This is a genomic window from Alteromonas infernus (assembly GCF_902705815.1).
Genome location: NZ_CACSIG010000008.1, coordinates 284,703 through 297,648, shown reverse-complemented (window position 1 = coordinate 297,648; position 12,946 = coordinate 284,703). Strand labels below are relative to the sequence as shown.

The following is a 12,946-nucleotide window of genomic DNA, read 5'->3' as shown; positions in this document are numbered from 1 at the left end:
TGCTAATGAGATAAGAGTAGTGGATGACGAAACGCGCTTAAAAACGATTGATGACTTTATGCTTAACAGCGAAGTACCACTAGACTTAGACGATTTAATGCTTGTCTTAGCCGGTGCATTCCGGGTACCTATTGCGTTAATCGGTGTAGTGGGCGAGTTCGAAGAGACGTTTAAAGCGCGTTTCGGCACTCAGCTTAGCAAAGTGAGTAGAGAGCACTCCTTCAGTAGTTTTGTCGTTGATGAGCATAATCAAGTAGTGATAGCTGACGCGCAAAATGATCCTCGCGTTAGCGATAACCCACTTGTCACGGGTGAGCCCAATATTTGCTTTTACGCTGGGACGCCAATAGAAATAAATAAACAAGTTATTGGTGCAGTGTGTTTAATTGATACGGTGCATCGAGAGTTTGATGACAAGCACCTAGAGGTACTTAATAAAATTGGAGCGCTCGTTAGCCAACATATATCACTTTCTAAAGAACATGAAGCGCTTAAGCGAGAGCATGGACTAATTGAAAAATCGCCCATTGTATTGGCCACGTGGCGCTACGATACGTCTTTAAGGTTGGTGTACATTTCTAAAAACAGTGAACGTGTACTGGGAGTATCTTCTCAAGATTTATTGAGCGGCGATGTCGAGCTGAGCGACGTTATCACTCAAGAAGCCGACAACGACTTCACCTTTGCTATGCAAGCACACATGGAGGGTGTAGAAACTCACTCCTGTCGCCTTCAAATTACTACGCCTACACGAACAATTTGGGTGAGCATGATATCTACCGCTAATTTTCGCGAAGATGGTATTGTGTACTCTGTACAGGCATTTTTGTTTGATACCAGCGACCAAAAGTACGTAGAGGATAAGCTAAATAAAACTAACCAGCGCATGCGTTTACTTTTGGAAGCGTCTGAATTGGGCACTTGGGACTGGAATTTAGCTGCCGACGTCAATCAAGTTAACAAACGCTGGTGTGATATCGTTGGCCTCGAATATGAGTATTACGATACAAGTGCGCGCTTTTTCCGGCAGCTCATACACCCTGCTGACTATGTTCAGGTAGAAAAACAGCTTAATGATCACCTTGTTGGTAAAAGCAAAGCATTTAATACCAGCTTTCGTATGAAGCACACTGACGGGACTTGGGTGTGGGTAGAAAGCTACGGCAAAACTGTAGAAAGCGACGCACAGGGAAAGCCTATACGCATCGCAGGCATCCATCGAGATATAACGCAGCGAATGGAAAGTGAGCTTCACGAGAAAAAGAAAACCCAGCTTCTACAATTTATTAATAAGACCCGCGCTTTTTATCTTCAAAATAATGATTTAACGATGGCATGCCAGCATGTTTTGCCTGAACTTATAGATATTTCTGATAGTCAGTTTGCGTTTATTGGGCAAATGAAAGGCAAAGAAGCATCTGCAAAGCTCTTCATTCACGCTATATCAGAAGTAGTGTGGGACAGCAGTAGCTTTTCTCAATATACAGAATATAAAAAGCGGAACTTGTATTTTGACAATTTCGACAACCTGTTTGGCACCACAATATTGACGGGCAAGATTACGATTAGTAACGTTTCTGGTGGTCATCCTAATGCAAAGGGGGTTCCGAAAGGACACCCCCGCATTAGCCGATTTCTGGGGCTGCCTATTAAGGTGAAAGACCGCGTAGTCGGTATGATCGGGTTGGCTAATAAATTTGACGTCTACACCGAAGAAGATGCGGAGTTTTTACAGCCCCTATTAGACGCGCTAGCGGGTCTTTTTTATGCAGTAGAGTTAGAAGAAGCGCGCGCTGTTGCAGAAGAAAAGTTGCGTCATCTAGCGATGACTGACTCTCTGACGGGGTTGTTCAATCGGCGTGCATTTTTAGATGAATGCATCAAATTATCAGATTACCACGGCAGTGGATGTGTTGCTATCGTCGATATCGATCACTTTAAAAAAGTAAACGATACCTATGGACATGATGCAGGCGATCAAGCCCTCATAACTGTTGCCAGAAAAATCGCTAAACACAATCAGCCACCGAATGTCGTCGCGCGACTTGGCGGAGAAGAGTTTGCGCTTGTCGTTTTAGGCAAAGAAAAAAGCGAAATTAGCGCGCAATTAGAGGCGTTACGTGTCGCGGTTGAAGAGACGATAGTCAACTACAAAAGCGACACAATAAACCTATCGATAAGTATAGGCGCTACCTTTATAGAAGATACCTATGGTGCCGATTTTAGCGCACTCTTATCAATTGCAGATAAGTCGTTGTATGAAGCTAAAGAGCAAGGTCGAAATCAGGTTGTTTGGGGATAAATGTAAAAGGCGCTTGTTCTCTATGCTGTGGAATAAAACGAAGGTATCGGAAAAGACGCGCTAAGTGCTTGTTATTTGGTTTTAGGTGTATATACTTACAGGAACTGTATGAACAGACAGGTCTTTTATGCGCCCACTCACAGCTCGACAAACTGAAGTTTTAGAACTTATTAAAACAACCATGCAAGAAACGGGAATGCCGCCTACGCGTGCTGAAATTGCCCGTCAGCTTGGTTTCCGTTCTGCCAACGCCGCGGAAGAACACTTGAAAGCCTTGGCGCGTAAAGGCGTGATTGAAATTTTGCCGGGTACGTCGCGAGGTATAAAGCTCAATATTCCTCTGGACAATGAAGCTGAAGAGGAAGAAGGCCTGCCTTTAATTGGGCGTGTAGCTGCTGGAGAGCCTATTTTAGCTCAAGAGCACGTTGAGTCTCATTACAAGGTAGACCCTGCCCTATTCCAACCTCAAGCAGACTTTTTACTTCGTGTAAACGGTATGAGTATGAAAGACATCGGCATTTTAGACGGTGATCTGCTAGCTGTGCATCGCACGACTGATGTACATAATGGACAAGTGGTGGTAGCTCGAGTTGATGAAGATGTTACTGTGAAGCGTCTAGAAAAACGCGGTCGCGAGGTATTACTTCATGCTGAAAATGAAGAGTTTTCACCGATAAAAGTTGACCTTGCAAATGAGCCCTTCGCAATCGAAGGTATTGCAGTAGGCGTTATACGAAACGCTGATTGGATGTAAGGTTTTAGCTTCTTTGATCAAAAGCGGTGCATTAGCCGCTTTTTTTGTGCCTTTTACTCCCCGTTTTTGTTCTGCTTTAGGCAAATTAGGTTTGAATATCCTATTCCTACTAGAAATCCTTGAATCCACTATTGTGCGGTAGATTTCTCTTTATTTCGTCCATGAATACCTCCCGCGACAGCTATTACAAAATATAAGCACTGTTTAAAACTGTCGTTCAAGGTGGATTAACTTGTCTATTTAATAGCAAGTTAAAGTAACATCGACGTTGTCTCCACGTTCAAAATGGGCGTTTGATTTACTGCGCGTTTGCACATTCTAAAGCTTACTTCCTGCACACCTCATCTTATGCTGACTTTTAATCAAATGATTAAATATTAACCACTTCGTTAAATTTTTAATAGAAAAGACTAGACGGCACGACATTATTGCGCAATTCTTATACAGAGATTAACAAAATAATAACAATGACTCTAAATTTGTTTTACAAGTTGAGGTTATGGGTCAATCGTTCGCAATTCATTTGGTAGGGTTAGCGCAAAACAAGATAGCGCCTTTAGCCGTACCATTCCGGAGGTGCTGAGTGAAACAACTAACGACCGTATTGGCAAGGTGGTGCGCAAGCCTACCATTTTTGCTTTTCTCTTCATTGATTTTCGCGCAAGAAGCAAGTGAAGAAATCTCTTCACTTAATTTACGACGCGGTGCTACCGACATTAGTGGTCAGGTTTACGACCTTCATATGTTGATGTTCTTCATTTGTGTTGGCATTGCGGTGGTCGTGTTTGGCGTGATGTTCGCGTCTATGTATCTACATAGAAAGTCTCGTGGCGCTAAGCCCGCTAACTTTCATGAAAATGTAAAAGTAGAAATCGCGTGGACCGTTATCCCTTTCCTTATTCTCGTTTTTATGGCGGTACCGGCTGCAAATACGCTAATCGCGATGGAAGATACCACTGAACCCGATATGACAGTGTTGGTCACAGGGTCGCAATGGAAGTGGCATTATAAATATATGGACAGTGACGTGGAGTTCTACTCGCTGCTTGCCACACAAAGAGAGCAGATTGAAAACAAGTTTCAGAAAACCGATAACTACTTACTTGAGGTTGACCGTCCACTAGTGATACCTACGGGCAAAAAAATACGATTCCTTATTACCTCTGACGACGTTATTCATTCGTGGTGGGTTCCAGATTTTGCCGTTAAGAAAGATGCCAACCCTGGATTTATTAACGAGTCATGGGCCAATGTAAATGAGCCCGGCATTTATCGCGGACAGTGTGCTGAATTGTGCGGAAAAGATCACGGTTATATGCCCGTTGTGGTTATTGCCAAAGAGCCCGCTGAGTTTGATAAGTGGATGAGTGAACAAGAGGCAATGGTTCGTCAGGCAAAAGAAGAAGAGCAGCGTCTCCTTTCTATGAATATGTCGATGGACGAGTTAATGCAAGAAGGTGAGCGTGTTTATAACGCGACTTGCGCAGCATGTCATATGCCCAATGGTGAAGGTCTCCCTGGCGTGTTTCCAGCACTCAAAGGCAGCAAAATGGTCAAAGAAGATCAGCAAGGCCATATCGACATTGTGCTTCACGGTAAGTCAGGCACGGCCATGCAAGCCTTTGGCAAAATGTTAAGTCTTAAAGAAATAGCAGCTGTTGTTACCTACGAGCGAAATGCGTGGGGTAACAACACAGGTGACATGGTTCAGGCTAAAGATGTCAACGCTGTTGCGAACGGAAACTAGGAGCAGATCATGAGCAAAGCAACTGAAGTTATTTCGCCAGATACCTCTGCGCAACACGATGATCATGAGCATCACGACCATATTCCAAAGGGGGTTACCCGTTGGTTGTTTACCACTAACCACAAGGACATAGGCACACTCTATCTATGGTTCGCCTTTATCATGTTCTTAGTGGGCGGTGCGATGGCAATGGTTATCCGGGCTGAACTGTTTCAGCCTGGCTTACAAATTGTTGAACCAAATTTCTTTAACCAAATGACCACAGTGCATGGGCTTATCATGGTTTTTGGCGCGGTAATGCCTGCTTTTACCGGGCTTGCTAACTGGTTAATCCCCATGATGATAGGTGCGCCAGATATGGCATTGCCTCGCATGAATAACTGGAGTTTCTGGATCCTACCCGGCGCGTTTCTCATACTGTTAAGCTCGCTGTTCATGGAAGGCGGTGGTCCGGCATTTGGCTGGACGTTCTATGCGCCACTTTCCACAACATATAGCGGCGATTCCACAGCGCTGTTTGTGTTTTCGGTTCACATAATGGGTATTTCATCCATTATGGGTGCGATTAACGTCATTGTGACGATTTTCAATATGCGTGCCCCTGGCATGACCTGGATGAAAATGCCGCTATTTGTGTGGACATGGCTAATCACTGCATTCCTTCTTATTGCCGTTATGCCAGTGCTAGCAGGCGCGGTAACCATGGTATTGACCGATAAATTCTTTGGAACAAGCTTCTTTGATGCAGCAGGTGGCGGTGACCCCGTCATGTTCCAGCACATTTTTTGGTTCTTCGGTCACCCTGAAGTGTACATAATGATATTGCCGGCCTTTGGTATTATCTCGCAAATTGTTCCTACTTTTTCCCGTAAAAAGCTATTTGGTTATGCTTCTATGGTTTATGCAACCGCGTCCATTGCGCTGTTGTCATTTGTTGTTTGGGCTCACCACATGTTTACCACGGGCATGCCGGTTTATATGGAAATGTTTTTCATGTTTGCCACCATGCTTATTTCGGTGCCAACTGGCGTAAAAGTGTTTAACTGGGTGGCCACTATGTGGCGTGGCTCGCTAAGTTTTGAAATGCCGATGATGTTTGCGATTGCCTTTATCGTGCTTTTCACCATAGGCGGGTTATCGGGACTTATGCTTGCGATAACGCCAGTTGACTTCCAATACCACGATACCTACTTCGTAGTGGCTCACTTTCACTATGTACTTGTGACAGGGGCCGTCTTTTCCATCATGGCAGCCGTTTACTATTGGCTACCTAAATGGACCGGCAAAATGTACGACACTACGTTGGCAAAATGGCATTTCTGGTGTTCCCTCGTGTCGGTGAATGTTTTGTTTTTTCCTATGCACTTTGTAGGTTTGGCGGGCATGCCACGTCGTATTCCAGATTATGCTTTACAGTTCGCCGATTTTAACAAGTGGATAAGCTTGGGCGGCTTCGCATTTGGTTTATCTCAACTTATCTTCCTCGCATTGCTTATTAAGGCTTGCAAAAAGCAGGGAGAAGGCGTGTCAGCGCAGGTATGGGACGGCGCTGAAGGTCTTGAGTGGGAAATTCCATCACCTGCTCCTTACCACACGTTCGAAACCCCACCTGTTGTTAAATAAGCGCTTAGGTTGGGCGTGTTATATGTGAAACATGGCCTGTGTGAGTAAGGAAATTCACACACTACAGACGGTAGGGATGTTGGGGCGCTTATCATAGCGTTTAACAGTCCTTACCTTTGAATTTACTCGGAGGTAGCGTGATGTCACAACAAAGTGCAAACAACAAAATGGTGATCAAGCTTATCGCCATTGTTATCGGCATGTTTGGCTTCGGCTTCGCACTTGTTCCTCTTTACGATGTGTTTTGTGATGTAACGGGAATTAACGGCAAAACTGAAGGGACTGCAGCAGTTTATCAATCGGTTGAAATTGATACGTCCAGAACAGTGACCGTCGAGTTTATTACCCGCACAAATACCGGCATGCCGTGGGAGTTTCGCGCCGAGACGAAGCGTGTGAAAGTTCACCCCGGTGAGCTCAACACGGTGTCGTTTTACGTTCGAAACCCAGCCTCTAGCAATATTGTGGCTCAAGCCATTCCTTCTGTATCACCAGGCATGGCAGCACTTTATTTAAATAAGACGGAATGCTTCTGTTTTAACCAGCAGCCTTTGTCCGCAGGTAGCGAAGCCTACATGCCTATGCAGTTTTATGTAGACCCTCAGTTACCTGAAGATATTACCTTTTTTACTTTGCAGTACACACTCTATGACGTCACAGCGCGAGCAAGTGACCTAACGACAACACCGAATCCCTTTATGGCTTCGACACCGTCGACCGGTGAATAGGCACAAGGGATAAGGAGAAAAAAATGCAACCCGAAATTCAAAAAGATGAATACCAAAAATACTATGTACCCGCGCAAAGCCCTTGGCCCATTGTTGGTGCTATCGCATTATTTCTTATCGCCGTGGGGGCAGGAAACTATGTTGTAGAGGCCACAAAAGGGGAAACTGGCTACGGAGGCCATATCCTTCTTGCGGGTGTCGCAGTGTTATTAGTGATGCTTATCGGCTGGTTTAAAAACCAAATTGACGAGTCGATGGCGGGGCTGTACAGCGATCAGTTAGGGCGCTCGTATCGACAGGGAATGAGCTGGTTTATATTCTCAGAAGTCATGTTTTTTGCTGCGTTTTTTGGCGCCCTTTACTACGCGAGATTTATCGCTGTTCCCTGGTTGGGAGGCGCATCAAATAATGCCATGACCAACGAGGTACTGTGGCCCACATTTGAAGCTATGTGGCCGCTGGTAAGTACGCCGGGCGGAGTGACAACACAAGAGATGAGCGCCGCCGGTCTACCGACTATTAATACCGTAATTCTACTCATTTCCTCTATAACTTTGCACTTTGCGCATGTGGGGCTAGAGCAGAATAAACGCAAGCAATTAACCCTTATGCTTGGCATTACCATCTTACTTGGGTGTGGGTTCTTATTCTTGCAGGTGGAGGAATATGTCCACGCGTATCGCGACTTGGGTTTAACCCTTCAGTCAGGCATTTATGGCAATACTTTCTTTATGCTTACTGGGTTTCACGGCATGCACGTCACCCTTGGAACTATCATTCTTATCGTGATGTTTTTTAGGGTTTTGAAAGGGCATTTTACGCCAGATAATCACTTCGCGTTTCAAGCCGGAAGCTGGTATTGGCACTTTGTTGATGTGGTGTGGGTCATGCTTTATCTCTTTGTTTACGTGCTATAAAGCAAGAAGCCCCAAACTCAATAAGGCCTTGGGTTTGGGGTAATTAAGCCGGTACCAATAGCGATAAGAATAAGAATGACGATGATGGCTGAAGTCAGTACACGCCGACCAATATATTTACTCATAGGGCCTTTCGACGTGTCGTTTTTCATCATAACGCGCATTGCCATGAACAAGTTCACAATCATGTACAGCACAAGAGCAACAAGGATTATTTTTATTAGCATACTCACCTCTGTTTTTATTTTATTTGTGCACGGGGCGAGATAACTATGTTCTCTCGCACTAGCCGCGTTATTCCTTGGTTACTCACAGGCTTTAGTGTGGCGATAATGTGCGGTTTAGGGTATTGGCAACTTGATCGCATGGTCCAAAAGCAACAACGCTTAGCTAGCATAGCGCAAAAGCAAAGCAATGGAACCTTGAGTTTAGAAGAAGCGCTTTTAAATCAGGATCCCCGAGATATTACGGTATCGTTTAGCGGCGCATTAGACGCCAATCACGTCCTGCTTTTAGATAACCAAATTCACAAGCAACGGGTAGGGTTTGATGTTCTCGCTCCGGTGTATACCAATGCAGGCTGGCTATTGGTTAATTTCGGTTGGGTGCCGGCGCCAGACTTAACCCGAACCTTACCGGATATCCGCTTGGCTAGCGATATGCGGGCATTTACCGGCATTATCAGTGCGCCCGGTGAAAATCCGTTAGTTAAAGAAACGAATATGGCACTTGCGCAAAGCCCGGCACTTGTTCAGTACATCGACTTTGCTGCTTTAAGCCATGCGTTAGAGCGCAACTTTTTACCTTTTATTCTTCAACTTACAACTCCCGACCCCGCATTTATTCGCGAGCATAAGGCGGTTGTAATGTCTCCTGAAAAGCACCTTGGCTATGCGCTGCAATGGTTTGGTTTAGCCATAGCCGCCGCCGCTATTGGCGGCTTTGCAATTAGTAAGAAAGGACGTAGTTATGAGTAATACTGCTTCAAAAAAGACGTTAATTATTATGGTGGCGGTGTTTGTTTTGCCTGTGGTGTTGGCAAAGCTTGCCCTTGATAACGACTGGTTCACCAAAGGCGCGACCAATAAAGGTAATTTGCTAGCGCCTACCATTGATATGAGTGCTCTGCTTAAAGATGCAGAGCCGAAATGGCGATTGCTTTACGTCATGCCCGAAACGTGCGATAGCGTGTGCGAGAACGCCCTATTTAGCATTAACCAAGTGTGGTTAGCACTAGGTAAAGAGTCGGACCGTGCTCAGGCGCTGGTCGTCTCTACGTCTTCAAGCGATCAAAAAGCGCTCGCCGCGTTGAGCGAATACCCTTTTGTTGAAACGCTAAAGGTTACGTCCCCCACGGCTCTTTTATCAAGCAGTGTTTACATCGTAGATACCCAAAACAACGCCATGCTCTTTTATGAGATAAACAACGACAGAAAAGAGGCGGTGATGGAAAGTCGCAATATGCTAGCCGACATGAGAAAGCTTCTAAAACTGTCTCGCATAGGATAATAACGATGAAAAAGTTAACCCTATTCAGTATTTTCTTAGCGGCGGTAGTCATAATTTTGGGTGCTTATACAAGGCTTACGGACGCTGGGCTGGGCTGCCCTGATTGGCCAGGGTGCTATGGTAATTTAACGGTACCTCTAAGCGAGGAAAAAGTGGCTCAGGCAAACGCGGCCTACCCAGAACGTCCTGTCGAGGCCTTTAAAGCGTGGAACGAAATGATTCATCGTTATTTTGCTGGCACGCTGGGAGTTTGTGTACTTGCTATCGCCGTTATCGCCCTTCGGCAGCGTGACAAGGGCACGCCGGTTAAACTGCCGTTACTGCTGCTGGGGCTGATTATATTTCAAGCGGCACTTGGCATGTGGACGGTAACACTTAATCTACTTCCTGTTGTGGTGATGGGGCACCTTCTCGGCGGCTTCTCGGTACTTTCATGCCTCTTTATTCTGTACCTTCGGCTACGCCGTCATCAAGCGGCCAATACTGATGCTTTACAATATGAAGAGCACCCTTTTAGTGGGCCTCGCGCTACCGCGTTTCAGTCTTCTGTTAAGTTTTTTGCGTTTGTTGGCTTAGGCGTATTAGTTACGCAAATTGCTTTAGGGGGGTGGACGTCGGCAAACTACGCAGCCCTTGCATGTACTGAGCTTCCGGTGTGTGAAAGCGGCTGGCAAGGGCGTATCGATTTTAAAGGCGCTTTTAGCGTACCCAATGCGGATAATTATGAATTTGGCGCTCACGACTATGGCGAGCGGGTAACGATGCATATTGTGCATAGACTAGGCGCAGTTATCACTTTTTTGTATTTGCTAGCCTTGGGGGTTCGCGTATTGGTAAGCAATTTTGCTACGCAAAAACAAAAGTACGTCAGTGTAGTTATGTTAATCGCGTTGTGCATGCAGGTGGCACTAGGGGTTAGCAATGTTGTTTTCATGTTGCCATTAGCGGTGGCGGTACTGCACAACGCTGTAGCCGCTGTGTTACTGCTTGCTTTGCTAAACCTAATTTTTACTGTGGCTACCGTGTTGCAACGCAATGCCGTGTACAAAAAAGAAGGGGAAAAAGACAGTTCAGTGGGCATCGCTACACCGTCGCCACCCTCTACGCCGTTTAATCCCGCGGGCGCGTTTAGCACTCACGCAAATTCACCTGGCCCTATTTCTGGGTCTTCCGCTTCTCATATTCTCCCTAGAGCTCCAGGAGGTTTCCATGGCTAAATCACTTCCATTACAGGCACGCGCTTCTCGCCAATACCAACAGGTTACCTGGCGCGATTATTATGAAATGACTAAACCGAATGTGGTGATGTTGCTGCTGTTAACTGCGCTAGTGGGCATGTGCTTAGCCACGCCTACTTGGGTATCGGCTGAGGTTTTAATTTGTGGCTTACTCGGTATAGGCATGTTGTCAGCGTCAGCTGCGGTGATTAATCATGTTGTCGATCACAAAATAGATAGCGTGATGGCGCGTACCTTTAATCGTCCCGTGGCGAAAGGTAAAGTGAGTATAAATAACGCCCTTTGGTTTGCAGGAATACTGGGTGTAGTGGGCTTTGCGGTCCTCGCTCTTTTTGTAAACATGATAACGGCATGGCTCACGCTGGCTAGCTTGGTCGGCTACGCCTTTATCTACACCATGTACTTAAAGCGTGCAACGCCTCAAAACATCGTTATTGGCGGCCTGGCAGGCGCAGCCCCTCCGCTTTTAGGCTGGACTGCGGTAACGGGCGAGATTCATGCCCACGCGCTCTTGTTGGTACTTATCATCTTTACATGGACGCCCCCGCATTTTTGGGCGCTTGCCATCCATAGAGAAAAAGACTACGCGAAAGCGAAAGTGCCTATGCTGCCTGTTACCCATGGGGTTTCTTTTACCAAAACATCCGTGTTGCTATACACAGTATTGTTAGGGCTTGTGTGCTTGCTACCTTACTTGACTGGCATGAGCGATCTTATTTATCTAATTGGCGCGAGTATATTGAATATTGGCTTTTTATATTACGCGCTAAAGCTGAAGTTCGACGCAGATTCACAAACCGCAATGAAAACTTTTAGGTTTTCAATTATTCATCTCATGGTATTGTTTGTAGTATTACTCTTAGATCACTACATACCACTGAGTTTATGAATCAACGAATCACTGTCGGCCTTGTTGCGTTTTTAGCACTTTGTGCTGGCATAGTCGGGGCGCTTTATATTGCGCCCCCGAGTGTTGAAGGCGAGCCTGAATATTTTCAAACCTACCCAGAACCACGTGCTATATCGCCTTTTTCCTTGGTAACGCATAAGGGCGAACGCTTTGATACGTCGTCTTTGAAGGGCCAGTGGAGCCTTGTGTTTGTGGGCTATACCTTTTGCCCCGACATTTGCCCTACCACAATGGCTGAGCTCAATAATATTTACCCTGAACTTCAAGCCCTAAATAGCGTCGAACCAATTCGCATTGTTTTTGTATCTGTGGACCCAAAACGCGACTCAGTTGAAAGACTGGCAGAGTATGTGAGCTATTTTAATGAAGAGTTCATTGCCCTTACCGGCGAGCATAAAACGCTTTTTCCCTTCGTACGCAACTTGGGAATGATGTATGCTATTGCAGAAAGTACCGACAACCCCAATTATTTAGTTGATCACAGTGCGTCCGTTGTACTTATCGACCCTGAAGCTAGGGTGATAGGAAGATTTAAACCAAAAAGAGAGCCAGGAAAGCTATCGATAAGTGATTCCCAGCAAATATTGGCAGACATGCCAGTAATTATCTCAAAGCAGTAGTATGGAAATTGAAATCAGGCAAGGCGTAGCTTCTGATGCTGCGCAAACTGCGCCACTCATTTTAAATGCGGCGCAGTCATTATTAACGTCTATCTTTGGACACAATAAGAACAAAACGGCCGATGGCTACCTTTCCCATGCGTGGGCGCTTGGTGGTGGTCAGTATGGTTTCAATAATCATTGGGTGGCATGCAAAGGTGATGAGGTTCTTGGTGTCGTTACCTGCTGGCATAGCAAGCTAGGCGCAGCATTTGATAGAGCAACGCTCGACAGTATAACGTCTTATTTTACCCTTGATGAAGCCATGACGGTTCTGATGCGCAACCAAACGGTAGCCATAAATTTAACGCCGCCAACCAACACCGAGCTTATGATTGGCCATTTATCTGTTGCTGAAAGTGCGCGCCGTTCGGGAGTAGGCTCACAGCTGATTGACACTATGCAGGCCCGCGCTGCAAAGCTGCAAAAGCGTAAGCTGGTGTTGGACGTTGAAGTATCGAATATCCCCGCCATTCGTTTTTATCAACGCCATGACTTTGTAGAAGAGTCGATAAACAAAGGGTTTATCCGCTTTTCCAAACCCGTGTAGGTAAACCAT

General features: G+C 45.7%; 13 protein-coding genes. 12 read left to right on the top strand and 1 reads right to left on the bottom strand.

The window, feature by feature from the left end:
* Nucleotides 1-19: 19 nt before the first annotated feature.
* From ACX5J7_RS03240 to ACX5J7_RS03215, 6 genes are all read left to right on the top strand, one after another.
* Nucleotides 20-2,302 carry a sensor domain-containing diguanylate cyclase gene (locus ACX5J7_RS03240; RefSeq protein ID WP_498706090.1) on the top strand — a complete coding sequence of 761 codons (2,283 nt, stop codon included), beginning with the start codon at nt 20-22 and terminating at the stop codon, nt 2,300-2,302.
* A 127-nt stretch (nt 2,303-2,429) separates the two neighbouring features.
* The gene (gene lexA / locus ACX5J7_RS03235) at nt 2,430-3,056 is read left to right on the top strand and encodes a transcriptional repressor LexA (protein WP_012518730.1); all 627 of its coding nucleotides are present in this window, start codon (nt 2,430-2,432) and stop codon (nt 3,054-3,056) included.
* Nucleotides 3,057-3,639: 583 nt separating this feature from the next.
* Entirely contained in the window at nt 3,640-4,803 is a 1,164-nt protein-coding gene (gene coxB / locus ACX5J7_RS03230; RefSeq protein WP_020744543.1) for a cytochrome c oxidase subunit II, read from the top strand.
* 9 nt (nt 4,804-4,812) lie between these two features.
* A complete protein-coding gene (ctaD, locus tag ACX5J7_RS03225; RefSeq protein ID WP_012518733.1) occupies nt 4,813-6,426 on the top strand; it encodes a cytochrome c oxidase subunit I in 1,614 nt (537 codons plus the stop codon).
* A 140-nt stretch (nt 6,427-6,566) separates the two neighbouring features.
* A complete protein-coding gene (locus ACX5J7_RS03220; protein ID WP_020746418.1) occupies nt 6,567-7,154 on the top strand; it encodes a cytochrome c oxidase assembly protein in 588 nt (195 codons plus the stop codon).
* Between the two features lie 23 nt (nt 7,155-7,177).
* Nucleotides 7,178-8,071 (top strand): cytochrome c oxidase subunit 3, encoded by an 894-nt coding sequence (locus ACX5J7_RS03215; protein WP_012518735.1) that lies wholly within the window; start codon nt 7,178-7,180, stop codon nt 8,069-8,071.
* Between the two features lie 17 nt (nt 8,072-8,088).
* On the opposite strand, the gene ACX5J7_RS03210 is transcribed toward ACX5J7_RS03215, so the two are convergent.
* On the bottom strand, nt 8,089-8,298 hold the full coding sequence (locus tag ACX5J7_RS03210) for a DUF2909 domain-containing protein (protein ID WP_012518736.1): 210 nt from the start codon (nt 8,296-8,298) through the stop codon (nt 8,089-8,091).
* 45 nt (nt 8,299-8,343) lie between these two features.
* Between ACX5J7_RS03210 and ACX5J7_RS03205 the strand changes: the two genes are divergently transcribed.
* From ACX5J7_RS03205 to ACX5J7_RS03180, 6 genes are read left to right on the top strand one after another with little or no spacing between them, the layout of a single operon-like run.
* Nucleotides 8,344-9,048 carry an SURF1 family protein gene (locus ACX5J7_RS03205; RefSeq protein ID WP_333969950.1) on the top strand — a complete coding sequence of 235 codons (705 nt, stop codon included), beginning with the start codon at nt 8,344-8,346 and terminating at the stop codon, nt 9,046-9,048.
* Complete coding sequence (locus tag ACX5J7_RS03200; protein ID WP_012518738.1) at nt 9,041-9,580, top strand: redox-active disulfide-containing membrane protein; 540 nt, start codon at nt 9,041-9,043, stop codon at nt 9,578-9,580. The genes ACX5J7_RS03205 and ACX5J7_RS03200 overlap by 8 nt, the downstream gene beginning before the upstream one ends.
* 5 nt (nt 9,581-9,585) lie before the next feature.
* Nucleotides 9,586-10,797, top strand: a complete 1,212-nt coding sequence (locus tag ACX5J7_RS03195) for a COX15/CtaA family protein (RefSeq protein ID WP_462835473.1) — start codon at nt 9,586-9,588, stop codon at nt 10,795-10,797.
* Nucleotides 10,790-11,707 (top strand): heme o synthase, encoded by a 918-nt coding sequence (cyoE, locus tag ACX5J7_RS03190; protein WP_012518740.1) that lies wholly within the window; start codon nt 10,790-10,792, stop codon nt 11,705-11,707. The genes ACX5J7_RS03195 and cyoE overlap by 8 nt, the downstream gene beginning before the upstream one ends.
* Complete coding sequence (locus ACX5J7_RS03185) at nt 11,704-12,348, top strand: SCO family protein (RefSeq protein ID WP_278383126.1); 645 nt, start codon at nt 11,704-11,706, stop codon at nt 12,346-12,348. Before cyoE ends, ACX5J7_RS03185 begins: the two co-directional genes overlap by 4 nt.
* 1 nt (nt 12,349) lies before the next feature.
* Complete coding sequence (locus ACX5J7_RS03180; RefSeq protein ID WP_141153016.1) at nt 12,350-12,937, top strand: GNAT family N-acetyltransferase; 588 nt, start codon at nt 12,350-12,352, stop codon at nt 12,935-12,937.
* Nucleotides 12,938-12,946 lie beyond the last annotated feature (9 nt).